This is a genomic window from Leptospira soteropolitanensis, from assembly GCF_026151655.1.
In the GTDB taxonomy this organism is placed as follows: domain Bacteria; phylum Spirochaetota; class Leptospiria; order Leptospirales; family Leptospiraceae; genus Leptospira_A; species Leptospira_A soteropolitanensis.
In genome coordinates, this window is sequence record NZ_JAMQPN010000001.1 from 792,010 (window position 1) to 815,927 (window position 23,918).

Here is a 23,918-nt window from a genome sequence, read left to right on the forward strand (position 1 = left end):
GTTCTAAGAAACTCTATAAATTTGATTCGTAAAAGGTAATCTATGAGCAACGTAGAAATCGTACCAATAGGGGAACTTCCTCCTATTGGAGTTGTGCCCAAAAAAATGCACGCGCAGGTCATTCGCCCGGAACGTTACGGCGAGCCGAAAACTTCTTTCCAATCAGAAGTCATTGATGTTCCGGAGATCGGTCCGAACGAAGTTCTCGTTGCGACCATGGCAGCCGGCGTAAACTATAACAACGTTTGGGCGGCACTTGGCTATCCAGTTGATGTAATTGCAGCTCGGAACAAAAAAGGCGAACCTGAAAAATTCCACATTGGTGGATCAGATGCTTCTGGAATTGTCTATAAAGTTGGGTCTGAAGTTAAAAACGTAAAAGTGGGTGATGAAGTTGTTGTTCATTGTGCCATGTGGGATCCAAAAGATCCGTGGGTTCTTTCCGGAAAAGATCCAATGTATGCGCCTTCGCAAATCATTTGGGGATACGAATCCAACTGGGGTTCCTTTGCACAATTTTGCAAAGTACAAGACCACCAATGCCTTCCTCGTCCGCAACACTTAACCTGGGAAGCATCCGCAGCTTATATGTTAGTTGCTGCAACCGCCTATAGAATGTTACACCATTGGAAACCTAATGATGTAAAACCTGGTGACGTGGTTCTTATCTGGGGTGGAGCCGGTGGACTTGGTGCTATGGCGATCCAAATCGTAAAAGCAGCTGGTGGAATTCCAATTGCTGTTGTATCTTCAGATGATAAAATTGATTTTTGTAAAAACTTAGGCGCTGCTGGTGTGATCAACCGTAACAAGTTCAAACACTGGGGTGGGCTCACTTCTGATATCAACAAACCAGAAGCTTTTGTGGAGTGGACTAAACAAGCACGTGAATTTGGAAAAGCGATTTGGGACATTGCTGGTAAAGGCAAAAACCCACAAATCGTATTTGAACATCCTGGTGAAACTACACTTCCTACTTCTGTATTTGTTTGTGAAACAGGCGGTATGGTTGTCATCTGTGCTGGAACGACTGGTTTCAATGCAACAGCGGACCTTCGTTATCTGTGGATGAGACAAAAACGTCTGCAAGGTTCTCACTTCGCAAACGACGACAACTGTCGTGACCTCAACCAATTAGTGATCGATAAAAAAGTGGATCCAGTTTTGGCACAAACTTTTACTTTTGATCAGACTGGTGAATGCCACCAATTGATGCGTGAAAACAAACACCCAGCAGGAAACATGTCAATCCTTGTTGGCGCAAAAACTACAGGACTTGGAAAGAAGTAATTCTTTCTGAGTGGTGAGTATTTAGGTACATGTCCCCGCCCAATCGAGACTGGGTGGGGTTATCCACCCGCCACCCAATGGCTCCATTTACCATGAAACTTCCGTTTTGTGAATCTAATTTCCTCAATCGCAATTTTTATTTCTACAAAGTTCATGTTTTAACAAAAGGAGTTCGCTTATGCATCCTCGGATCAATTTAATCACCCTTGGAGTTTCTAATTTGCAACGTTCCGTTGACTTCTATGAAAAAGGTTTGGGTTGGAAACGCTCCGAGGAAAGTAATGACAGCGTAGCTTTTTTCCAATTAGGAGCTGTCGTATTTGCTTTGTTTGGTGAGGAAGCATTGGCAGAAGATATCGGAATTCCTTTTCAAAAACGTCAAGAGTTTTCTGGAATTACTTTGGCACAAAATCAAACTAGCGAAGCAGAAGTTGATGCAGTGATAAACAAGGTGCGCTCGTTAGGCGCAAAAATTCTTAAAGAACCTCAAAAAGTATTTTGGGGAGGTTATAGTGCTTATTTTAAGGATTTTGATGGTCATATTTTCGAAGTAGCGTATAATCCTTTTTTTCCTTTGAACGAAAAAGGCGAGATCATACTTAGCAAATAAATTCTATCCTCCATATTTTTTATTTCGAAAAGGTTTTTAAGGACAACTATGAAACAAACACAGATCAGTCATTTTGGATTAGATCATTTAAAAATTGTAGAGGTTTCGGAGCCAAAAAATCCAAATCCAACGGAAGTTCTGGTTCGTTTGCGCGCGGCTTCATTAAACTATCGTGATTCTTTGGTTGTCGAAGGAAAATACAATCCTAAGTTTCCACTTCCATTGGTTCCTTGTAGCGATGGTGCAGGTGAGGTAGTTGCTATTGGTTCTGAGGTTAGCGAATGGAAAGTCGGAGACCGGGTGCTTCTCACCTTTGCTCCCAAATGGATTTCAAAAGAAGCAACCCATGCCGAAATGCGGCATACCATTGGAGGTCCACTTCCTGGCACCTTACGCGAGTTTGCTTTGGTTCCTGAAACGGGACTTGTTCGAATTCCTTCTCATTTATCATTTGAAGAGGCGGCCACATTACCTTGTGCGGCTCTAACCGCTTGGTCTGGTTTATTTCAGTTTAGTCAATTAAAACCAGGTGAATTTGTCGTCGTACAAGGAACAGGTGGAGTATCAATTTTTGCTCTACAGTTTGCAAAATTGGTCGGTGCTAAAGTCATTCTTACTTCCTCTAGCAGTGAAAAATTAGAACGAGGAAAGGAATTAGGTGCTGATTACTTAATCAATTATAAAGAAACACCAGAGTGGGGAAAGGAAGTACGCAGAATTACCGAAAAAGTAGGTGCCGATCATATCATCGAAGTGGGTGGAGCTGGGACTTTAGAACAGTCGATTGCCGCCTGTCGTCCATTTGGTGTAATTCATTTAATTGGGATTCTTGCGGGTAAATCTGGTGAACTCAATTTACTTCCGGCAGTGATGAACAATTTAAAAATCCAAGGGTTAGTTGTAGGTGGTAGAAAAGCATTCATTGAAATGAACCAGGCCATTGAGGCCTCCGGATTAAGACCTATAGTGGATAGAGTTTTTACACTAGAAGAATCTGCTGATGCCATTCGATATTTACGATCTGGATCTCATTTTGGGAAAATAGTGATTCGTATTTAAAAGATAAGAATTTCGTTTTATATTTTTGAATGATATCTATGTATAGAGGGGGCGACTTTTCTATTTAGATATAGAATCCATTATTGAATTTCTTTCAATGTCTAAGGCAATCACCGATAAGTGTATTTCAATTAGTGCCAAGACAAGTGAGATCACCATAAACAAAAGCGAAGAAACAAACAAAACCCAAGCCACTATATTATAAAATGGAATCATACCCATAGAACAAGTGCAAAGAATCAAACTAAAGATACCTGCACTTTGAGAATATAAAATAAGAGAAATGCGAAAACGTAGGTTGTGGATTTGTTTTTCCAAAAACTCAGATTTGGACGTTTCATATTCACTGAGGAGTTGTCTCGAAAGTTTTGCCAGTCCAAAAAAACGATTGGTATAAGCGAGCATTAGTAAGGAAATCGCAGGAAATAAAAGTCCTGGTATACTATATGTTAGGTTGTCCAATGAAATTAACCCTGTTTGACCAAAAGAATTTGTTCCCCTAAATCCAACATTCCATCGGAAGTGCGGATTGTTGCTTTGATTTTGTCACCTGGTTGTAAATATTCTTTTCTCTTTTTCTGCCCTTTAATAAAAACTTCCCATTTTTTATGTTCCGGTAGAAAACTTGCGAATATTTGTTTTAGTTTTCCTGGAGCTTGTAGCGCACAACCAGAAGGTGTTCCTGTTAATAAAACATCTCCTACTTGAATACGAGCGAACCTGGAAAGTTCAGCAATGGTTTCTTTCGGTGGATATACCATTTGGTTTGCTTTTGCCGATTGTCTCACCTGTCCATTGACGGTGAGGTTTAGTTCCAATAAATCCATTTGATCAAAATCATTTGGTTCTAATACAGCAAGAATAGGACCTGCAGGAAAAAAAGTTCTGTAAGATTTTCCTTTATACCATTGCAATTGGGGAAGTTGAATATCTCTTGCAGAAATATCATTAGCAATAAAAAGAGCGGTTATATAATCTTTAGGGTTGTAAGAATGGAGATCAAGATCTTCGTTGATTTCTTTCCCAAATATAATTCCTAGTTCAATTTCATAATCTAATAGTTCAACATGTTTCGGTCGGATCACATCGCCAATGGCAGTGGTAATGGCTACATCAGATTTTGTAAAAAATAAATTATATGTTTTTGATTTAGGATTTAATCCTGCTTCTAACGAATGTTTTTTGTAGTTAGCACCTTGGCAAATCACTTGGCAAGGGGCCGTGATGGGTGACAAAATAGTAATTTTGTTTTTGGAAATTGTTTTCTGCGTTGTATTGTTTGTTGGAGTTTTGATTCTTTTTTTTTGAAGACCAACTAACAAGTCCTTGGTTGTTAAATCACCGATATGTAAAGGAAGGATTTCTTCATTTGCGATCATTCCCCAATCAATTTGGTTTTTATATTGAAAGCGTACAAAATTTTTTGCCATCGTAGACCTACGAATTTAAGATTGAGGTGGGGAAGAAGACTCAGGGGCCGGTTTGGCGGCCCTTGTAGTATGAAGTGAAGTACTTGGAACTTATTCTTCAGAGAAAAGGTTGTTGAGTGAATCGATGAGGGTATCTACTTCCACACCATAACCCATACAAACTTGTTCTATTGTTTCTACTTCATTAATAGAGCAGTGTGAACATCCACCTAAATGGTAGCTGGAGAAAACAAGTCCTGCTTCTGGATGGATCGCAATTGCTTCACCCACAGTCATTTCTTTAAAAAAGCGCGGTTTTGTTGTTTCAGTCATCTTAAGAACCCCGAGGAAGGAAATTACTATACAAATATTGGACTGTGCTCTATTCGTCAATGGAATGTTTACCCAAGAAAACGGGAAATTTTATGTCCGGATTGAGGGGCGGTTTGAATCGGCCCATTTCCTCTACCAGTACTTTGCCGATGGCTCCGATGAGCCGATCCACGGCCATTCCTGGAAGGTAGAGGTGTTTTTAGAGGGAAATACGAACATCCGCCCCGATGGGATCTCATACGATTTTTTAAGCGCACGCACCAAACTGTTGGAACTAGTTCACTCTATTGACCACATTCTCATCAACGACCACCCAGACTTCAAAGGAATTAACCCTACCTCTGAAAATGTAGCTCGTTGGTTTTATTCTGGATTGAAAGAAGATGTAAAATCTTCTGATGGCCGAATCAGAAGGATTGTGATTCACGAGGGTCCAGAAAATCTTGCGTTCTTTGAACCTTGATTGTACCTTAATTCTGCTTGCCTAATAACATAAGTTAGGTACTATCCCTTATTTATTTTCCTACACTTCAGCAGCTTATGATTTTTTAATTTTTGACTTACCATTCTAACCTGCATTGGCTTCTGTCGATTGCGTTGAAATGAATTTAGGTTGTATTTACACCATTTTAAAAAAGAACGTTTGGTATAAAAAGATTCGTAGTTTGTAACCTTACGGATTTTTTATGTCAACGAACAGTAGTTTGTGCCTCAAAATCGACATAATCTAAAGTTTCTCCGGTTTTTAGAAATTGAGAGCTGACATTCGTTCAACATTTACCTTTCATTTTTATTGCAGATCTTTTTGTTTTTTTTCATCGAATTTTGGCTTCATTATCGATTGCATTTCTATCGGGTACTTATGAAAATCGATAGAACCCTCTATGCCACTTACGGAACTCAAACAAAGTTTAGGTCATATCCTTCTGGTGGAAGATGAAGCGATACTTGCTATCTCCCAGTCGGAATTTTTGAAAAACAAAGGGTATTCCGTTCACTATGTTTCCAATTCCGCTGATGCTTACGATTACATTACTGCAGGTGAAAAAGTCGATTTAATCCTAATGGACATTAACCTTTCTGATGGTATGGATGGGATCCAACTAGCTGAAAAGATTTTATCCTATCGTGAGATTCCTATCCTTTTTGTAAGTGGTTATTCTGATAATAAAATATTGGATAGAGTTTGTAAAATAAAACACTACGGTTATGTTCCTAAAGTATCAAGTCCCGATATAGTTGAATGTATGATTCGATCAGCACTGCAACTTTATAGGGCAGAGCAGACATTAGCATTTAGAGAAAATGAACTTCGTATTACTTTTGAAGCTATGGGTGATGGAGTCATTGTTCTTTCACCGGAAGGATTGATTCGAGAGATCAACCATAAGGCTTTGGATATGTTAGGTTATAGCAAATCAGACGTAATTGAAAAAGATCTTAACTCATTTTTATTTTTGGTACAAGCAGATGCAAGAACAAGGGTTTCCTATCCTTTTTTAAACTCAAATGTAGAATTTATTCAGACAGAACGTCGCAATGATTTGATAATTGTTTCTCGCACTGGTCGTGAAACACATGTTACTGAAACTATATCTCCTATTTTAGATGCCGAAAAAAAACTAAATGGTATCGTGATTGTATTTAGAGAAACACCAAATGCTCCGGTTTTGGTTCCCCCGAAAGATGGTGAAAGTCTTTATGCAAAAGTTTTTCAACTGAGTCCCATCGCAATGGCAATTTCTACAGTAAAAGATGGAACATATTTGGATTTGAATTCCGCAATGGAGACTATCTTTCAATTTGATAAATCAAAGGTGGTAGGCAAAAAAACCAACGAATTTAAAGCCTGGAGCAATGCAGAACAAAACGAAAGGCTCAGTAATATCTTTAAAGAAAAAGGTAGAATGTCCGGCGAAAGGATGTCAGTGGAACATTCTGACGGAACCAAGTTTGAAGTACTTGTGTTTAGCCAGGCATTTGAAATTGCAGGTGAACGTTTCGTATTGTGGATTAACTTAGATGTCACTAAGATTTTGGATATGGAAAACAGATTAGCAAAATCTTTAGAAGAAAAAGATGTCCTCCTAAAAGAATTACAACATCGTGTTAAAAATACCCTAGCCATTATTTCCGGACTTTTGAATTTAGAATCTTTTAAAGTTGAGAATGAAGTCGCCAAACAATCATTTTTAAATGCCCAATCTCGTATCATGTCTATGTCGAAGGTTTATGAAAACCTGTATCAATCAGAGGATTTAGAGTCCGTTGATTTACGAAAATATATTGAAGACTTGGTATTTAGTCTTCATGATATTTTTGTACTTAATCCCACGAAGATACGCTTCGATGTAAAGTTGGAAGATATTCGATTGGATTTAAAACGAACTTTACCTCTCGGATTGATTTTAAACGAATTATTGACCAATGCATTGAAGTATGCATATCCGAATGAAAATGGCGGTGACATTCGTGTTCATTTGTCTAGTTCCAATGAGAGTATTATTTTATCCGTAGGCGATGATGGTGTAGGACTACCGGATTCTGTGAATATTGAAAAAGGAAACCATTTCGGTTATGAGTTGATTCGAAGTTTGACTTCCCAACTCAAAGGGGTATTTTCTTCTGTTTCTAAAAAAGGAGAAGGATTGAATATCATGATCTCTTTTCCTCAGAAGAGCAAAGATTAAAATATCTAAGTCGTTTGAGTGTATACTCTTTATCTTCGTTTTCTCCCTCGTATCGTTCCAATAAAAACCAGTCGCACTTGTTTGATCGTTTGGAGTTTTAATTTTCTCATCTCAGAATGTGCATCAGTGGAAAGATCCAAAAAATCGGAAGCCATTTGAAAGCAGAGGCTCACTATCAATTCAGAAGCAAATTGGATATCGTCCACCGGAATCATCTTTGGCATTCTCATATCCTTTGCTAATTCAGTTGCAATGGACTTCATGGATTCCCTGATTTTTTCTCGAATCTTTAGGTTACCACCGGTTCTTTCCCTAGCGATAAAACGAAAAAGAGAGCGGTTATTGGCAACGTAGTCAAAGAAAAACCCAATGGTGAGTCTTAAGGCGGATTTATAGGCCCCTTTGTTCCTGGCATCCCCGACAATTGCCTGGATTTTTTCTCCGCAATCGTCTACGAGAGACAATCCAAGTTCCTCCATATTTTTAAAATGACGGTAAAAAGCCGCCGGAACAATCCCTGCTTCTCCCGCCACTTCACGAAGACTTAGGTCACCCAAACCTTTTTCTTCACCCATAAGCCGCAAAGCGCCTTCTAGCAGGTTGCTGTGAGTGCGTAGCTTTTGGGCGTATCGTTTGTTGAGTTTCATAGGTTGAATTCAGTAAACGATTGTTCACTTTTTTTCAAAAAGCAAGGATTAAAACTCCATTTTGGGATTGACTTACTTAACGATGTAAATTAACACTATTAGTTATCTCTGTGAACATATGTTCACTTAAATGCGAAATACGAGGCGAAAATGAAAACATTTCCTTTTATCTACAACGAACCCAAAGAATTTCTGGGATCACTCCAATGGAAGGACTGGGCCGATTTCCTTCTGGGAGAAATCAATCCGAGATATTCAGTCACTACCATTAAAGCAAAAGTAATCTCTGTCCGTGAAGAAACTGCAGATTCCAAAACGTTTGTATTAAAACCAAACTGGCTTTGGAAAGGATTTGTTTCGGGCCAACATGTTCCCGTCACTCTGGAAATTGCCGGCAGAAGAGTTACACGGTTTTATTCATTATCCTCTGCAAAAGGAAGCAAGTATGTCTCAATCACCGTAAAACGTCAGTCAGGTGGACTTGTTTCCAATTTTATCAATCAAAATATAAAAAAAGGTGATTTGTTGGAGCTCGGTGAACCGCAAGGTGAGTTTGTTTTGCCGAAAACATTACCTTCTAAATTTTTATTTTTAGCCGGTGGAAGTGGAATTACTCCAATCCATTCTATTCTTAAACAACTTCAATCAATGAAATACAATGGAAAAGCTACACTCCTTTACTTTGTAAGATCTATTGACGATATCATTTTACGTTCTTCTCTAGAGGAAATCGAAAAAGAAGCAGGTTGGTTGGAGATTCGTTATATTTTTTCTGATGTTCCTAAAGAGGGTTATGACTCGGGTTTTTTAACTAAGGAAATTTTACAGAAGTATACAGATGATTTAAAATCCTATTTTGTTTATGTATGTGGTCCTGCACCGATGCAAACCAAAGCACTTTCTCTTTTAGAAGGAAATGAAGTAAAGTCAGAGTTATTTATGTTACCTGGTCAATCTTCATTAAAAGTGAAAAAAACAGGTACAGTGGATGTATTCCTTTCGTTAAGTCACAAAACCATTCAAGTGAAAGGGGAAAGATCTTTACTAGAAGAATTAGAAGACCAAGGAATTTATCCGCAAAGTGGATGCAGGATGGGAATTTGCCATACTTGTGTTTGCAAAAAATCTGCTGGCTCTGTCACGGATTTAGCAAAGGGCGAAGTATCGGGTTTAGGTGAACAAAACATCCAGATTTGTATTTCTCGTGCCGAATCAAATTTAGAATTGGAACTTTAGAATTGGAACTATCGATACTAAAGAGATTGAAGTAAAAGGAATAATCATAGGAAAAAATAATGAGAACGATTAGTAAAAAATTAAATAAAGAAGAAATTGAATCCTTTGGAAAAGAAATAGATGCCCTTCGCGAAGAAGTTATGTCCAAAGTAGGGAAAGAAGATGCAGATCATATTCGATTCATCTATAAAGCCTATCGGTATACAGAAGTTTTAGGTCGTGGCTTAATTCACTTTAGTTTCGAACCAATCTCATTTATCGCAGGTACAACGTTACTTTCCATTTCAAAAATTATCAATAATATGGAACTTGGTCATAATGTCCTACATGGGCAGTATGATTGGATGAACGATCCTAGATTTAATTCTCGTACTTTTGAATGGGACATTGTTTGCGATGCCCACCAATGGAAATTTTATCATAATTATATGCATCATACATACACAAATGTGTTAAACAAAGACCATGACTATGGTTATAATTTTACACGTTTGACCGAAGGACAAAAATGGAAACCCATAAACCTAACACAACCTTTTACCAATTTGTTCCTTGCTATGACCTTTCAATGGGGAATTGGTGCACATGGATTTCGTGTTGAACACTTAGAAATTCCTAAAAAACAAAGAAATAAAAGATCCTTAAAAGATTTTAAGAAAGTGTTCTTTAAGAAAATTGAACTACAGGTTGTAAAGGATTACTTACTGTTTCCACTCCTTGCAGGTCTTAATTTTCCAAAAGTTCTATTAGGGAACATGATTGCAAACTTAGTCAGAAACCTTTGGACTTATGCTGTAATTTTCTGTGGTCACTTTACCGAAAATGCGGAATCGTTTTCTGCAGAAGAAATTGTTGGTGAAACTAAAGGTCAGTGGTATCTAAGACAACTTAAAGGTTCTTCTAACTTGGATGGCAGTAAATTCTTTTATACGATGACCGGACATTTAAGTCACCAGATCGAACACCATATGTTCCCTGGTATGCCTGCAAAACGTTACCGTGAAGTGGCACCTCGTTTGAAAGAAATTTGTGCAAAATACGGCCAACACTATAATACAGGAAGTTTTGTGAAACAGTTTGCTTCTGTTTGGAAACGAATCATTGCTTATTCATTTCCTGATTCCGTTGCTGGGAAAATAATGGGAAATAAAAAGAAATACTTAGAACCAACTGGTTTACTTTCACAACCTAGTTTTCAAGTTTCCCTTCCAATGGAAGAGAAATCAGTAACTCTTACTTAACCTGAACAATTTTGGATTTTCCACTGGCGCATTGTGGAAAATCCATCCCTTTCCTTTCTTTTGGGTCCTCAAAACGAGGACCCTTTTTTTTAACTTAGTCTGATTTTGTTAGCGGATAGAATTGCTAAACTATCAGTATGAAAATCTTTACACCACTGGCTGCGTAATTCCTTTCTTTTAACTGATTTATTTTTTGCTCTTTCCATTAGGTATCCAACAACAACTCTTGCAGCTGACTCTACTACTTCAAAACTATGTGCTTCTTTTCTTTGTTGGTCTTCTATTGATTTATATATTTCCACAATGGATTCAAAAAGATTTCGAATTTCCCCAAGTTTGGAGTTTGCTTCTGAACCATTTGCCAAATGATCTAAATAAGCTCGGAACGTACCTGTCGCACTCATACCCGAAGTAATTCCACCAATGGCAGCATTGACCTGGATTTGTGTGGTACCATCGTAGATATTTGTGATTCTTGCATCTCTATAAAGTCTAGAGAGATCGTAATCTTCAGTATATCCTGCACCACCTAATACTTGTAATCCGTCATAAACTAAATCATTACACATTTCGGAGTTATAGTATTTGGAAATAGGTGTAAGTGTGTTTGCAACTTTTTCCCAAAATTTTCCAATTTTAGATTCTTCTGAAGTGGTTGTCCTTCCGTCTTCATACCAGTAGTATTTATCAACAGAGTAAGCGGCTTCTACCATAAGGCAACGCATTCCAGCTAGTTCCCTTTCCATTCGATCCAAGATCCGACGTACGGCAGGAATTTCATAAATGGGTTTTCCAAATTGAATTCTCTCTTTTGCGTATTTGAGAGCTTCTTCATAAGCTGCAGTAACAATTCCTGTTCCTTGTGAAGAGACACTAAGACGGGCTCCGTTTAGCATTCCCATCACATATTTTACCAGTCCGAATCCTTCTTTGCCAACTAAATGACCCTCACTATTTTCAAAAACAGTCTCGCAAGTTGCCGATGCTTTAATTCCGAGTTTTTTTTCAATTCCTTGGACTGTGTAATTTTTATTTTCTACTATGAAGAAAGACAGTCCTCTGGCTCCACTTTCCTGTGTTCCTGTTCTTGCAAGTGTGAGTGTAATTCCTGGACTACCATTAATTCCACAAGCAACAGTTTGAAATCGTTTCGTTCCATTTAGAAACCATTTATCATCTTTTTTAATGGCTTTTGTCGTAATATTGGGTAGATCAGATCCAAAGTCAGGTTCAGAAAGACCCATTGTGACTGTATAATTTCCTGAGATTAATTTTGGAATCCATTCTTCTTTCATTTCTTCCGAGGCACAAACTTCTAAAATTGCAGCAAGCCCCATACTTCCTACAGCAATTGTGATAGAACTATCCGACCTATACATTAGCTCGGCTATAATCGCCTTGATGATGCTAGGTGTACCGAGTCCACCGTATTTTCTTTTGAAAGCAGCGGGTCCAAGTCCGGCATCATGATACATTTTGACTACATCAACCATTTCTTGTGGATGGATCACATTTCCATTTTCGAATTTTAATCCTTTGGAATCCACCACTCCGGCGACTTGAGAAACATACATGCCACTAATTTCTCCACATGATTTTAGAATTTCTTCGTAAAATGATTTCGCCTCACCAACATTAGTTGGCGCATATTCCAATCTTGGATTATTATTTTCTGTATATAGTTTGGAGTCTGAAAAATTATTTTCGTAAAGGGGAACGATCTCATTCCAATCGATTAATTCGTAAAAGTGTTCTTTTAAATCTTCGTTTGTTTGAAAGTAATTGCTTTGGATCATATAATTTCCTTTTGGATTAGAAGATAAATTTTATAATTGTGAGGCGATTAAAAAAAATCGTATAACAAAAAAAATTGAAGTTACGGAAAAATGGTGAACCGTTCGGTCTCCTTTTTGACGTAATGGTCAGAAACAAAAGCGAACATAGTAACAAAATTTCCCAATCCTCCATAAATCTTGAGAATTTGCGGAGAAATTTAGTTTTCTTTTTTAGTTTTCCTTATTAAGATTCTAAATCTATCGTCGCCAAATGATTGGATTTCCCTTTGATCTGGCGGAAAAGGAGAGGTATGAAACAACTCATTTCTATATTTACACTCGTTTTGGCCATTCAATGTGCAAGCGTGCCAACGGCGCAACTGCCCGTAAAATCAACGATCACTGGAACGCCGGTAGAATACAAATTGGATGGGAAATTGTATGAAGGGTATCTTGCCACTGATTCCTCAATGACTGGAAAACGTCCTGGTGTTCTTGTGATTCATGAATGGTGGGGATTAAATGAATATCCTAAGCAAAGGGCAAGACAGTTAGCGGATTTAGGTTATGTTGCCTTTGTAATGGATGTTTACGGAAAAGGAATTATTGCCAAAGACCACGTGGAAGCAGGGAAACTATCTGGTGCCAACGGAGATCCCAAAGTCATACTCAAAAAAATCTACAAAGCAATCGATATCCTAAAATCAAATTCAAATGTTGATGTTAGTAAAATTGGAGCCATTGGATATTGTTTTGGTGGAGGTGGTGTCATCGAACTAGCATTAGATGGCGCTGATTTGAAGGGTGGTGTAGTTTCCTTTCATGGTTTTTTTGGTAGCAAAAATTTGACAACAGGAGCTAAAAAAATCAAAAGTAAGGTCTTAGTACATCATGGGGCCGATGATCCTTTTGTTCCTAAATCTTCCGTGGAAACTTTTATTAAAACAGTGACAGATGCTAAAGCTCCGGTGACTTTTATTTCACATCCGGGGGCAGTGCATGGATTCACTAGACCTGGTTCCGAAAAACAGGGCTTACCTGGTCTAGCGTATAATGAAAAAGCTGATTATGCATCTTTTGATAGCATGAAAACTTTCTTTGCCGCAAACTTCAAATAAACGAGAGGAAGAACAAAAAGGGTTAGTGCACTTGCAGAGACTAACCCTCCAATCACTACGGTGGCAAGGGGTCTTTGAACTTCGGCCCCGGGTGATGTGCTGATCGCCATCGGTATGAATCCAATTGATGCAAGAAAAGCTGTTGTCAGGACTGGACGTAGTCTTGAAACCGCAGCTTCTTTTACTGCATCTTCTTTTTTCATTCCAGATTGTTCTAAGCTGCGGATAAAGCTAATCAATACAAGTCCGTTGAGAACCGCAATTCCAAAGAGAGCAATAAAACCCACTCCCGCAGAAATACTAAACGGTAAACTACGGAGATACAAAGCAAAAATTCCACCAGTGATTGCAAATGGAACGTTTAGGAAAATGATAATTGCCGCAGAAACCTCGTTAAATGCAAAATAGAGTATTAAAAAAATGATAATAAGAGTAATCGGTACAACAACATATAGTGTTTTTGTTGCAGATTCAAATTTTTCAAATTCTCCGCCAGTTGTATAATGATAACCTGGAGGAAATTTGATTTCTTTTTGTAAGACTCTTTGTACAGCATTCACTGTGCTCACCATATCACTTCCGCGAATATTGAATTGAACCAAAGCATACCGGTTTTGATTTTGATGATAAATCTGCACTGGTCCATCTTCGATTTGAATTTCAGATAGTTCGTGTAAAGGCGCAAAGGTTTTATTCCCGACCTTTACCGGTATATTTTTGATTTGTTCTGGGTTTGGGCCAACATCGGTTTTAACTGCTATATCGAATCGTTTCATGCCTTCATAAACGATACCTGCTGGTACTCCAGAGGAAATAGATTCCGTGACTCGGTTGACATCAAGTATGGATTGGTCATATCGTGCCAACTTTTCTCTGTTCGGTTTGATGCGAAGGTATTCTAACCCGTACAATTGTTCGATTCGTAAATCGACGACACCAGGAACGTGTTTGATCTTCGTGGAGATTTCTTCTGCTATTGATTTTAATTGGATTAGATCGTCGCCAAATATTTTGATTCCCACATCGGCTCGAATGCCTGCCATGATTTCATTATTTCGCATTTCAATTGGTTGCGATAGTCCGTAGGCAACTTGAGGTGTTACTCTTTCGATGATTTCTTGTAACTTGGCTTCAATTTCTTGTTTGGTGAGATTCCATTCAGATCTAGGTTTCATATCTAAATACATATCTGTTTTTTCGACCCCCATTGGTTCTATTGCCAATTCGGGAGATCCAGTTCTGGAAACTACTTCTGTGATTTCAGGAATTTCTTTAAGAATAGCTTTCTCTATTTTCATGGAAGATTGTAAAGATTCGGTTAAAGTTGTTGATGGGTATCGACTAATTTCGATTAATAAATTTCCTTCATCTAGTTTGGGAAGGAATTCTCCTCCTAATCGAAAAAATAAAACAATAGATAGGATGAGGATTCCGATTGAAGAATAGGTGACCTTTTTAGATTCTCTCAAACAATATTCTAGTTTTGGAGTATACCAGTTGTGAATTTTTTGAAAAAACTTTGTTTCTCCTTCAGCGATATGACCTCCTTTTAAAAAGTAAGATGCTAGTACTGGTATTAATGTCAGTGTTAAAAAGAAAGCACCGAGTAGTGCAAAAAGTACGGTTGTCGCCATTGGAATAAACATTTTTCCTTCTGTTCCACTTAAGGTAAGGATTGGGATGTAAACAATTCCTATAATAATTTCTCCATAAATAGTAGCTTTCCGGACTTCAATGGTGGCTGTTAAAATAGTTTCTTTTTGTTCCTCATCAGTAAGATCTCGTTTTAATTCTTTTCTTTTTAATCCTAAGCGCCTATGAGAGTTTTCAATCAAAATGACCGCGCCATCTACAATGAGTCCAAAATCGATTGCTCCCATAGACATTAAATTTGCCGGAAGGTCGCGCAAAAACATAAGTGTAATTGCAAATAACATAGCAAGAGGAATGACCGAAGCAATCACAAGACCTGACCGAAAATCTCCAATCATCAAAAACAAAATTATGATTACGAGAATGGCTCCTTCAGAGAGATTCCAAACAATTGTTTTTAAGGTATTTTTTACCATAATCGAACGATCATAGTAAGGTTTAATTTTCATACCAGTTGGTAGAGTTTTTTCGATTTGCGAAATTTTATCTTTTACCGCGGTTGTTACTTCTAAAGAGTTTTCTCCGAGTAACATTAGTGTTACGGCACCTACAACCTCAGATTTTCCAGAGGCGGTGGCGGCTCCTTTTCTTAACCTAGGACCTTCCACAATGGTAGCAAGACTACTTAAATAAATGGGAAAACCATCTCCCATTTTTCCAACTTGGATCTTTTCAAAATCAGTTGTTGTTTTTAATAATCCATCGCTACCAACGATCAGTTGTTCACCTGATTTTTCTATATATCCACTACCGGTAGAAAGATTGTTACTTTGTACGGCGTTTACAATTTGATTTAAAGAAACACCAAGAGAAGCTGCTTTAAAAGGATCTACAATAACTTGGTATTGTTTTGTTTTTCCTCCAAAACTATTAACTTCTACAATTCCTGGAACTGTTTTGAGTGTTGGATTGATATACCAATTTAAATAGGTAGTGAGTTCCATTTGACTATGAAATTCGCTCTCTAAGGTAAATTGAAAAACCTCACCAAGACCTGTGGTGATGGGACCAATCACTGGTTTTCCAAAAATTGTGGGAATATTTTCTGAGGCTTCGGTTAGTTTTTCGCTAACCAACTGTCTGCTCTTCCACAAATCTGTACCATCCGCAAATACTGCAGTAACAAGAGAAAAACCGTAACGAGAAACAGATCGGACTTCAATTAAATTAGGAATTCCTGTGATGGCTCTTTCTACTGGTAGAGTAATATATTGCTCAATTTCTAAAGTAGATAACGCCGGTGAAGTAGTGATGACCTGAACTTGAACATTTGTAATATCAGGGACAGCATCTACTTTTAAATGTTTTAGAGAATAAAATCCACCAAATATAAGTAATGCGGTAAGGATTAAAACCAATAACCGATTATGTAATGATACTTGAACAATTTTTGTTAAGAATTCCATGTTATTCTCCGCCAAATGTTGATTTGAAGAGAATTGCCTTGAGTTCAAAGGCTCCTTTAGTTACGACTCGATCACCTTCGGTAATTCCAGAAATGACTTCTGTTTTCCCATCAGTTGTGATTCCTGTTGTAATTTCATTCCATTTAAATTCGTTACTTTTAGATTCTATAAATATAAATTTTTTATTTTGATAAGATTGGATAGCTTCTTCAGAGATTTGAATTCCTTTTCTACCGTTGACATTCAAAATTGCTTTGCCAAACAATCCTATCTTTGCTTTTCGACCTTTATTTTTAAAAACAAGTCTCGCATGAACAGTTCTAGATTCTGGATCTACTTTTTCTCCGATATGTTCTAAAATTCCTTCAAATTCAAAATCAGGATAAGCATTTAGGATAATTTTTCCGGGAATCCCTTCAGAGAGATATTTTAAATCGTTTTCAAAAATCTTTGCTTGGAACCAAAGTTTTGACAATTCGGCAATTGTCGTTAGGATTTGATTACCCAAAACGATCGATCCCGGGATGGCATTTCTTGACAAGGCAAGTCCAGATCTCGGAGAAAAAACGGTGTAGACACCTGATGCAGAATTATCAATGGCAAGTCCGTTCGCACGTAAGTTTTCTTCTGCGGAAATTTTTTCGGATTCAATCACTTTAAGATTTGATTCTGCATCAATAAGCTCTTGTTTGGCGGCTAAATTCATTTTTACTAATGAACTAATCCTATTTAAGTTTTGTTCGGCCGCCGTGTATTTTGATTTTGCTACCAAATAAGCCGATCTTAGTTTCGCTAACTCTGGGGAGTCGATGGTTGCTAGTTTTTGTCCTTTTTTTATGGAATCACCTTCCACAAATGAAACCGAGGTAATTCGTCCAGAGATCCTTGCTGGTACGTCAATGATCGCATCTGGGACTGCTTCTGTTTCACCAATGAGTTCAATTTTTGTTCCAATAGGTTCTGTTTTAGCAATTTCAATTTCTAAGGATAAGTTTTTTCTGTTCTCCTCCAAGATTTTTACAACATCTTTGGATTCTTCAGTACTTTCTGAAATCGTATTCGGTTCTCTAAATTTCCAGAAGTAAATAGAAATGGCAACGAAAAGGATTGAGCTAAGAAGTATTATAGTTTGTTTTTTCATGGTTTGACCTCAAATGAGTCGCTAGGTAGACCGAGAACACGGACAAGTTCAATTTGGGATAATTCAAATTCAGATTTTGTGTTCAGGTAATTTAATTTCGTTTGTAAAAGAATTCTTTGTAGGTTGATGGCATCGATAATTTTCATTTTACCGAATTGAATTGCTTCCTGTAGATTTTTTAAATCCGATTCAGCACGTTCCATTTTGTTTTTATCATAGAGTTTGATTTCTTCGGAAAGGTTTATAAAATTAGTAAGTGCAAAAAGAACTTCCTGTTTGATATTCCTAGACACCGATTCTTTAAGTTCTTTGTTACTGTCGACTTTTGACGTTGCAATAATGGTTTCACCTTCGTAATCTCGCCAGACTGTCAAGGGTAAACTTAACATTCCTCCAACTACCTTCTCGTTAAATCCATCATTTTGTGCAAATGCTCCCAAAGTGACGTTTGGGATTTTCTGTCGCCTAACTTCATTTTGTCGTAAAATTGATAATTCAATTTCCTTTTCTGACAATGATAGTTCAGGGCGCATTCTCATTGCCATTTGAATTAAATCCACTTTTTCATTTGGTAACTCTTTAGGCAAAGTCCAGTTATGATTCGGGATTGTGTCAATTTCAAGAGGTAAACCAAGTAATATTTCGAGTTCCGATTTTGCATTTTCAGACAAACGATGTGTTTGGTTCCAAATTTTAAAGATTCGAATTTCTTCTGATTCTGAGAGAGATTCGTCTACACCTGGAGATAAACCTTCGTTAACTCTTGCTTTCGAAACTTTCCTTAGTTCTTTGACAAGGTTTAAGCTATTGAAACTATTTTCTTCTTCTAGAAGTAGATAACGATACCTTGTCATCTTTTTTAAAGCATCAAACTCTAGAGATCTTCTTACTGTTTCTAAACGGAAGACTTGTGCTTTAAATTCTTCATCAGCAATTTGAACTCCGATTTCTCGTTTTCCATTGGTAAAAATTTCTTGGTTTACCATTACTTGAAAGTTATTCGCTGCGTTAGGTCCCGATAGAAATGTGGTACCCGAAGATTCTTCTCTTCTAGTTGCCACATAACTGCTAAAAATTGGATTCGATGGAAAGTAGTAAGAAGCAATTTTTTTTCTACCAGAGATCTCCTTGAGTTTGATTTCTTCAACCCGGAAGTCGGGATGTTTAATGACGATGCAATGACTCAGTTCCGCTATGGTATTATTTTTTTTACAGCTTACGTCATAAGATTCATTTGAATCCGGATGAACCGGATTTGCTGTAAAGTATATGTAAACCAAACAATAAGCCATTACTTTAAGTTGTTTGGGTAAAAGATTAAAGTACATAAAACCTCCTAAAAGTGTTCATGCAATGAAATTGCAAATCAACTAAGAGAGGTTCTGTTTAGGTGGACGGAAAAAATTATTTAAAGTAACCAGTTTTGGGATAAGAATGTCAGGTTGTTTGATATAAATTTTATGAAGTTGTATGAGTACATGAGAAAGATGTAAGTCCCAAGAGCAGGACATAATCAAATTGCAAGGACAAGAAAAACAGACATGGTCTGTATGTTCACCGTCTTCTTGTAAATCATGACCAGGATTTAATCCGAAAGCATGATCCAAAAAAGCGTAAGGACATCCACTTTCTGGGATACCGATAAGTCCGCAATTGACTTCATTGTCAACAATGCGTTGGTAAATAAAATGAGTGGAAAATAAAAATATAAAGCTAAACAAAAAAACTTTCTTCCAGAATCTTAGTTTTTTCAGATTTAGCTTCATCACCCTACTTAAAGTTTGGTATCCCCTTTGCAATTTGCAATAACTTATCTGCAATTTCTGGCACACAAATAGGGGAAACATGGCTACTATCGACAAAAGTTTTACAATTTGTATTCCCTTTGTTCAAAGATATCAGACGAATATTTTTTGAATTTGGATCCACCAAAGGTCTACCAAAAGTTTCCATTAAATTTCCACCCGTGATCGATTTTCGGAGTTGGCTGTAGTATGGGTGGACTTGTGGTTCCCAGAGCACGGTCGGAATATTATGTTCCTCAGCATGTTGGATGATTTTCTTTAGAAAGCCATATTCCGTTTCAGAAAAGGTATAATTTGTAAGTAACAGTTCACGTTGAGATTCACTATAATCTACGATCCGATCTTTGAATTCTTGTGGTGTGAAATTATCTAAGTTGATCCCAATTTTATTAGGATCAAAAGGTCTTTTTTTATTTAAGTAAGAGGCAAGTGCAATGAAGTAAGTATCATCATTAGCGGTTTTACCTTTGATCCAATTAGATACTCCTTGTGTTGGGCTAAAATGGTAGTTATAAGAAAGGAAAAACAATTTTGATAAGATTTCCCGTTGGTATTTAAAATTGAAAGTTGGGTAAATGTCGATTAACTCATCCTCATGCAACATTAACTCTTGCCATTTGGATTTGTAAGAAAACACATTGTTTTCATTTAACATTTCTTCAGAAAATTCCAAAAACAACAAATCAGGTTTAAAACCTGACTTGGTCATCGATTGGATCATTAAATAAAATAAAAAATATTCGGATGCTTTTATGGAAGATCTAGTTTCGAAATAAATTGGTCCATCATAAGTAGATTGGTTTACAGGAATTTTATCCCATTCGTGAAAAATATCAGAACGAGAAGTGCCAGTAACAACAACTACTTTAGTATTTTCTGATTGGAGTTTTTTATCTTCCTCCCAAACTTTTGGTAAACCAACTAGTACGTTTTGTCCAGATTTGTAAGCTCTTCGACCAGCTTCTCTTAACTCCGGTATACAAACCATTTTATCAACCAGAAAGACAATGAAGATGATGAAAAAAGGATATAAATAAATTCGTTTTTGGTTCATAAGTTCTCTCAGAATTGGAAATAGATAAATGTTTCCACTGGGTTTTCAATTTTGACTAATGCGAAGAAAACGAGTAAGGAAAATATTGGAACCAACCAATGCACGTATGGTTGCAGTTTTTCTTTAAAATAGTTTTTGTATTCAACAAACTGAAAGACGTAACAAGCAAATATTAATAACCAAAAATCTGGTTTATAAATAAAATTTTTCGCCGTGGAAGTGGATGCTGACCAAAATTTATAAATTCCTTGTAAGGAATCTATCCGAAAGAAAGGGCTGACTAAATTGAATCCGATAAATACATAGATAAATCCAATTACTTTTTGTTTGGTATTCATGTCCTTTCTGTTCATTTTGCCGAAAGTAAATCGTTCAATAGCAAGGAAGATGCCGTGTAAAAACCCCCAAATAAAAAATGTATATGTATTTCCATGCCATAATCCTGCCAAAGCCATAACGGTGACAGTATTGAACATAAAACGCGACTCGGATACTCTATTCCCACCTAACGGGATATAAAGATAGTCTCTGATCCATGTTGATAAAGTAATGTGCCACCTGGACCAAAATTCAGAAAAACTAACCGATAAAAATGGAGAACGAAAGTTTTCTGGAATTTCATACCCAAGTAAAAATGCAGAGCCTCGCGCAAGATCTGTATAACCAGAAAAATCTCCATAAACCTGTAATGAGAAAGCCATAGTAGAAATAAAGATACTTAGCCCATCGTATCCGGCCGGATCAGCAAAAACTGGATTGATGGACTTTGCAATTTGATCTGCAATTAAAACTTTTTTAATAATACCTGAGAGTATATGTAGAATGCCTCGGTGTACGAAATCCCAATTGAGTTTAGCATGATCGATTTGTTCATAAAAATCATCATGACGCATGATGGGACCTGCGATGAGTTGTGGGAAAAATAAAATAAAAAGTAGAAAATTGGTAAATGGAGATTCGGTGAATTTGCCTCTCCAAGCATCAACGAGATAGGCAATCATTTGAAAAGTATAGAAGCTGATCGCCAGGGGAAGAGCAAATTGACTTAATGATTGGATAAAGGGTATTGATATTTCGCCTTCTTTACTTAAAAATTGTAAATAAGTCAGTATATATTTGAAGAAACAAAGGTTCAGTAAGTTGATTACTACACCTAAAACTAAAAAGATTTTCTTTCTAGTTTTTAAGATTCCTAAAACGAAAAAATGAGTGATGAGGATGAAAAGTAAAAAGTGAGATAAAAAAGAAAGGCTCCAATATCCATAAAATACTAAGGAGAAAAAAATCAGAATGTACTTTCTGAACCTTCCGGGAGCCATCCAATAGATAGTATAACAACCTACAAAAAATAGAAAATAGTCAATGGAGTTGAACAGCATTTTCCCTAGAATTTCTGCGATATTTTTTTCTACCAGTCATTTTACACAATCATACTTGCCTCAAAAATCAAACTCAGGAAGATCAGTCTTCATGGCGACTCAAAATATACTTTGGACACCTCATTCAAAAGAAACCAACCTTTCTCGTTTTTTTGGCCATCTAGAAACTAAGTTAGGGAAGACGTTTTTAGATTATGTTTCTTTTCATAAATTTTCTGTGGATGAATATCAATTATTTTGGAAAGAGTGGTTGTCATACTCTGGATTCAAATTACATAAAGAACCAGAAAAAACGATAGAGCTCGGCCATCATTTTTCAAAGTCAAATTGGTTTCCCGGTGCTTTATTTAATTTTGCAGAGAATTTATTAGAAGTTGGAAAACCACAAGATATGGCTTTGGTGTTTTATTCCGAGGATGGTAATATTCAGAAGTTAACTTATCTGGAAATGAAAAATGAAGTTTTGAAATTGCAAAAACATTTGATTTCGCTTGGAATAAAAAAGGGAGATCGAGTTGTTGGTCTTGTTCCGAATGCACCAATATCCACGATTGGAATGTTGGCAACAACTTCGTTAGGTGCTATATGGTCAAGTGCTTCCCCTGACTTTGGTGTTCGGGGAATTTTGGACCGGTTCGAACAGATAAATCCGAAGGTTCTCATTTCTGTAGAATCTTATTTGTTTAAGGGTAAAAAGATTTCGATCACCGATAAACTGGAAGAAGTTTCTATTCAATTAAAAAATACCAAAAACTCAGAGTTTAAACAGACATTGATTTATGATTTTGTTGAACGAGTAAAAGACTTTGGAAAAATACAGTTACCTCACAGATATTCCGAGATTAATCCTCCGAATTCTTCTGATCAAATGACTTATACTTCCATATCATTTTCCGATCCAGTATATATTATGTTTTCTTCCGGGACAACTGGTCTTCCAAAATGTATTGTTCAAGGTGGGGGAGTGTTACTAAATCATACCAAAGAACTTTCGTTACATTGTAACTTATCCAAGTTAGATAGATTTTTTTATTATACAACTTGTGGATGGATGATGTGGAATTGGTCACAGTCTGCTTTGGCATTGGGCGCAACACTTTATCAATTTGATGGTAATCCTTTTCATCCAAATTGGGAGATTCTTTGGTCTATGGCTGAGAAAGAATCCATTAAAGTTTTTGGAACAAGCGCTAAATATCTTTCCGTTTTAGAGGAAGATAAGGTTTCTATAGAATCCAAATACCCTTTGCCTTCTCTGGAAGTTATCCTTTCAACAGGTTCTCCATTACCAAACTCAGGATTTCGTTATGTTTATGAGAATATAAAGAAAGATGTACAGTTGTCTTCCATCTCTGGCGGAACAGACTTAAACGGATGTTTTGCTTTAGGAAATCCCAACTTACCGGTGTATGAAGGTCAAATCCAATGTAAAGGCCTTGGAATGGATGTACAGGTGTTTGATGATATGGGAAAGTCTGTCTTGAACCAAAAAGGGGAGTTGGTTTGCCCCACACCATTCCCGTCCATGCCTCTTTTCTTTTGGAATGATGAGACAGGTGTAAAATACAAATCTGCATATTTTGAAACTTATGATAATATTTGGTGTCACGGAGATTTTGCATCGATCACACCTGAAAATGGTTTGGTGATTTATGGTCGGTCCGACGCCACTTTAAACCCAGGAGGGGTTAGGATTGGTACTGCGGATATTTATTCCGTAGTCTCTACGATCCCAGAAGTGAAAGACAGTGTGATCATTGGTCAAGAATATAAGGACGATGTTAGAGTGGTTTTGTTTGTTGTTACAGCAGACGGGATAATTCTTGATGAAAGTCTGATTAAAAAAATTAAAGAACGGATCAAACAAGAAACATCGCCGAGGCATGTACCGTCTTTAATCCTTTCTGTTCCCGAAATACCTTATACGGTAAATGGAAAAAAAGTGGAAATTGCCGTAAAACAAACTGTAGCTGGACTAGAAGTTAAAAATAAAAATGCTTTAGCGAATCCTCATTCGCTCGAATATTTTAAGAATTTAGCAGAACTTGCCGTATAAGGATTCTAACGGTATT

At 37.0% G+C, this 23,918-nt stretch carries 20 protein-coding genes; 9 read left to right on the forward strand and 11 right to left on the reverse strand.

Going from position 1 to position 23,918, the window contains the following annotated elements; genetic code table 11:
• Nucleotides 1-42: 42 nt before the first annotated feature.
• The 3 genes from ccrA (at nucleotide 43) to ND811_RS03880 (ending at nucleotide 2,959) form a co-directional block, all read left to right on the forward strand.
• Nucleotides 43-1,290 carry a crotonyl-CoA carboxylase/reductase gene (gene ccrA, locus ND811_RS03870; RefSeq protein WP_265350281.1) on the forward strand — a complete coding sequence of 416 codons (1,248 nt, stop codon included), beginning with the start codon at nucleotides 43-45 and terminating at the stop codon, nucleotides 1,288-1,290.
• 178 nt (nucleotides 1,291-1,468) lie between these two features.
• Nucleotides 1,469-1,900, forward strand: coding sequence for a VOC family protein (locus ND811_RS03875; RefSeq protein ID WP_265350280.1), 432 nt, complete (start codon nucleotides 1,469-1,471; stop codon nucleotides 1,898-1,900).
• 48 nt (nucleotides 1,901-1,948) lie between these two features.
• Complete coding sequence (locus ND811_RS03880) at nucleotides 1,949-2,959, forward strand: zinc-dependent alcohol dehydrogenase family protein (RefSeq protein ID WP_265350279.1); 1,011 nt, start codon at nucleotides 1,949-1,951, stop codon at nucleotides 2,957-2,959.
• A 60-nt stretch (nucleotides 2,960-3,019) separates the two neighbouring features.
• Here the strand turns inward: ND811_RS03880 and ND811_RS03885 are convergent, their stop codons facing one another.
• The 3 genes from ND811_RS03885 to ND811_RS03895 all read right to left on the reverse strand — a co-directional run bounded on the left by ND811_RS03885 (nucleotide 3,020) and on the right by ND811_RS03895 (nucleotide 4,701).
• Nucleotides 3,020-3,421 (reverse strand): DUF2721 domain-containing protein, encoded by a 402-nt coding sequence (locus tag ND811_RS03885; RefSeq protein WP_265350278.1) that lies wholly within the window; start codon nucleotides 3,419-3,421, stop codon nucleotides 3,020-3,022.
• Between the two features lie 5 nt (nucleotides 3,422-3,426).
• Nucleotides 3,427-4,389: a fumarylacetoacetate hydrolase family protein gene (locus ND811_RS03890; protein WP_265350277.1), complete on the reverse strand. Its 963-nt coding sequence runs from the start codon at nucleotides 4,387-4,389 to the stop codon at nucleotides 3,427-3,429.
• 90 nt (nucleotides 4,390-4,479) lie between these two features.
• Nucleotides 4,480-4,701, reverse strand: coding sequence for a DUF1858 domain-containing protein (locus ND811_RS03895; protein WP_002973441.1), 222 nt, complete (start codon nucleotides 4,699-4,701; stop codon nucleotides 4,480-4,482).
• 64 nt (nucleotides 4,702-4,765) lie between these two features.
• Here ND811_RS03895 and ND811_RS03900 point away from each other — a divergent pair, with 64 nt between their 5' ends.
• Nucleotides 4,766-5,164, forward strand: coding sequence for a 6-carboxytetrahydropterin synthase (locus ND811_RS03900; RefSeq protein ID WP_265350958.1), 399 nt, complete (start codon nucleotides 4,766-4,768; stop codon nucleotides 5,162-5,164).
• A gap of 421 nt (nucleotides 5,165-5,585) precedes the next feature.
• A complete protein-coding gene (locus tag ND811_RS03905; RefSeq protein ID WP_265350276.1) occupies nucleotides 5,586-7,391 on the forward strand; it encodes a PAS domain S-box protein in 1,806 nt (601 codons plus the stop codon).
• A 29-nt stretch (nucleotides 7,392-7,420) separates the two neighbouring features.
• On the opposite strand, the gene ND811_RS03910 is transcribed toward ND811_RS03905, so the two are convergent.
• Entirely contained in the window at nucleotides 7,421-8,038 is a 618-nt protein-coding gene (locus ND811_RS03910) for a TetR family transcriptional regulator (RefSeq protein ID WP_265350275.1), read from the reverse strand.
• Between the two features lie 150 nt (nucleotides 8,039-8,188).
• On the opposite strand from ND811_RS03910, the gene ND811_RS03915 reads away from it, so the two are divergent.
• Together ND811_RS03915 and ND811_RS03920 are read left to right on the forward strand one after the other, a co-directional pair.
• Nucleotides 8,189-9,274: a flavin reductase family protein gene (locus ND811_RS03915; RefSeq protein WP_265350274.1), complete on the forward strand. Its 1,086-nt coding sequence runs from the start codon at nucleotides 8,189-8,191 to the stop codon at nucleotides 9,272-9,274.
• Between the two features lie 59 nt (nucleotides 9,275-9,333).
• Nucleotides 9,334-10,515 (forward strand): fatty acid desaturase family protein, encoded by a 1,182-nt coding sequence (locus tag ND811_RS03920; protein ID WP_265350273.1) that lies wholly within the window; start codon nucleotides 9,334-9,336, stop codon nucleotides 10,513-10,515.
• An 89-nt stretch (nucleotides 10,516-10,604) separates the two neighbouring features.
• Here the strand turns inward: ND811_RS03920 and ND811_RS03925 are convergent, their stop codons facing one another.
• On the reverse strand, nucleotides 10,605-12,311 hold the full coding sequence (locus ND811_RS03925; protein WP_265350272.1) for an acyl-CoA dehydrogenase family protein: 1,707 nt from the start codon (nucleotides 12,309-12,311) through the stop codon (nucleotides 10,605-10,607).
• A gap of 290 nt (nucleotides 12,312-12,601) precedes the next feature.
• On the opposite strand from ND811_RS03925, the gene ND811_RS03930 reads away from it, so the two are divergent.
• Nucleotides 12,602-13,408 (forward strand): dienelactone hydrolase family protein, encoded by an 807-nt coding sequence (locus tag ND811_RS03930; protein ID WP_265350271.1) that lies wholly within the window; start codon nucleotides 12,602-12,604, stop codon nucleotides 13,406-13,408.
• On the opposite strand, the gene ND811_RS03935 is transcribed toward ND811_RS03930, so the two are convergent.
• Genes ND811_RS03935 through ND811_RS03960 form a run of 6 tightly spaced genes read right to left on the reverse strand, consistent with a single transcriptional unit; the run spans nucleotide 13,357 to nucleotide 21,846 of the window.
• Nucleotides 13,357-16,467 (reverse strand): efflux RND transporter permease subunit, encoded by a 3,111-nt coding sequence (locus tag ND811_RS03935; RefSeq protein WP_265350270.1) that lies wholly within the window; start codon nucleotides 16,465-16,467, stop codon nucleotides 13,357-13,359. The genes ND811_RS03930 and ND811_RS03935 overlap by 52 nt on opposite strands.
• 1 nt (nucleotide 16,468) lies before the next feature.
• Nucleotides 16,469-17,608, reverse strand: a complete 1,140-nt coding sequence (locus ND811_RS03940) for an efflux RND transporter periplasmic adaptor subunit (RefSeq protein ID WP_265350269.1) — start codon at nucleotides 17,606-17,608, stop codon at nucleotides 16,469-16,471.
• Entirely contained in the window at nucleotides 17,605-18,936 is a 1,332-nt protein-coding gene (locus tag ND811_RS03945; RefSeq protein WP_265350268.1) for a TolC family protein, read from the reverse strand. The genes ND811_RS03940 and ND811_RS03945 overlap by 4 nt, the downstream gene beginning before the upstream one ends.
• Before the next feature lie 42 nt (nucleotides 18,937-18,978).
• Nucleotides 18,979-19,374 (reverse strand): hypothetical protein, encoded by a 396-nt coding sequence (locus tag ND811_RS03950; RefSeq protein ID WP_265350267.1) that lies wholly within the window; start codon nucleotides 19,372-19,374, stop codon nucleotides 18,979-18,981.
• 4 nt (nucleotides 19,375-19,378) lie between these two features.
• On the reverse strand, nucleotides 19,379-20,467 hold the full coding sequence (locus ND811_RS03955; protein ID WP_265350266.1) for a DUF1574 family protein: 1,089 nt from the start codon (nucleotides 20,465-20,467) through the stop codon (nucleotides 19,379-19,381).
• 8 nt (nucleotides 20,468-20,475) lie between these two features.
• Entirely contained in the window at nucleotides 20,476-21,846 is a 1,371-nt protein-coding gene (locus ND811_RS03960; RefSeq protein ID WP_265350265.1) for an MBOAT family O-acyltransferase, read from the reverse strand.
• Nucleotides 21,847-21,937: 91 nt separating this feature from the next.
• Between ND811_RS03960 and ND811_RS03965 the strand changes: the two genes are divergently transcribed.
• A complete protein-coding gene (locus tag ND811_RS03965) occupies nucleotides 21,938-23,902 on the forward strand; it encodes an acetoacetate--CoA ligase (RefSeq protein ID WP_265350264.1) in 1,965 nt (654 codons plus the stop codon).
• Nucleotides 23,903-23,918 lie beyond the last annotated feature (16 nt).

Bases quoted from the DNA above. Each gene is read 5' to 3' on its own strand.
- ccrA (WP_265350281.1), top strand. From the start codon at position 43: ATGAGCAACGTAGAAATCGTACCAATAGGGGAACTTCCTCCTATTGGA.
- ND811_RS03875 (WP_265350280.1), top strand. From the start codon at position 1,469: ATGCATCCTCGGATCAATTTAATCACCCTTGGAGTTTCTAATTTGCAA.
- ND811_RS03880 (WP_265350279.1), top strand. From the start codon at position 1,949: ATGAAACAAACACAGATCAGTCATTTTGGATTAGATCATTTAAAAATT.
- ND811_RS03890 (WP_265350277.1), bottom strand. From the start codon at position 4,389: ATGGCAAAAAATTTTGTACGCTTTCAATATAAAAACCAAATTGATTGG.
- ND811_RS03895 (WP_002973441.1), bottom strand. From the start codon at position 4,701: ATGACTGAAACAACAAAACCGCGCTTTTTTAAAGAAATGACTGTGGGT.
- ND811_RS03900 (WP_265350958.1), top strand. From the start codon at position 4,766: ATGTTTACCCAAGAAAACGGGAAATTTTATGTCCGGATTGAGGGGCGG.
- ND811_RS03905 (WP_265350276.1), top strand. From the start codon at position 5,586: ATGCCACTTACGGAACTCAAACAAAGTTTAGGTCATATCCTTCTGGTG.
- ND811_RS03910 (WP_265350275.1), bottom strand. From the start codon at position 8,038: ATGAAACTCAACAAACGATACGCCCAAAAGCTACGCACTCACAGCAAC.
- ND811_RS03915 (WP_265350274.1), top strand. From the start codon at position 8,189: ATGAAAACATTTCCTTTTATCTACAACGAACCCAAAGAATTTCTGGGA.
- ND811_RS03920 (WP_265350273.1), top strand. From the start codon at position 9,334: ATGAGAACGATTAGTAAAAAATTAAATAAAGAAGAAATTGAATCCTTT.
- ND811_RS03925 (WP_265350272.1), bottom strand. From the start codon at position 12,311: ATGATCCAAAGCAATTACTTTCAAACAAACGAAGATTTAAAAGAACAC.
- ND811_RS03930 (WP_265350271.1), top strand. From the start codon at position 12,602: ATGAAACAACTCATTTCTATATTTACACTCGTTTTGGCCATTCAATGT.
- ND811_RS03935 (WP_265350270.1), bottom strand. From the start codon at position 16,467: ATGGAATTCTTAACAAAAATTGTTCAAGTATCATTACATAATCGGTTA.
- ND811_RS03940 (WP_265350269.1), bottom strand. From the start codon at position 17,608: ATGAAAAAACAAACTATAATACTTCTTAGCTCAATCCTTTTCGTTGCC.
- ND811_RS03945 (WP_265350268.1), bottom strand. From the start codon at position 18,936: ATGTACTTTAATCTTTTACCCAAACAACTTAAAGTAATGGCTTATTGT.
- ND811_RS03950 (WP_265350267.1), bottom strand. From the start codon at position 19,374: ATGAAGCTAAATCTGAAAAAACTAAGATTCTGGAAGAAAGTTTTTTTG.
- ND811_RS03955 (WP_265350266.1), bottom strand. From the start codon at position 20,467: ATGAACCAAAAACGAATTTATTTATATCCTTTTTTCATCATCTTCATT.
- ND811_RS03960 (WP_265350265.1), bottom strand. From the start codon at position 21,846: ATGCTGTTCAACTCCATTGACTATTTTCTATTTTTTGTAGGTTGTTAT.
- ND811_RS03965 (WP_265350264.1), top strand. From the start codon at position 21,938: ATGGCGACTCAAAATATACTTTGGACACCTCATTCAAAAGAAACCAAC.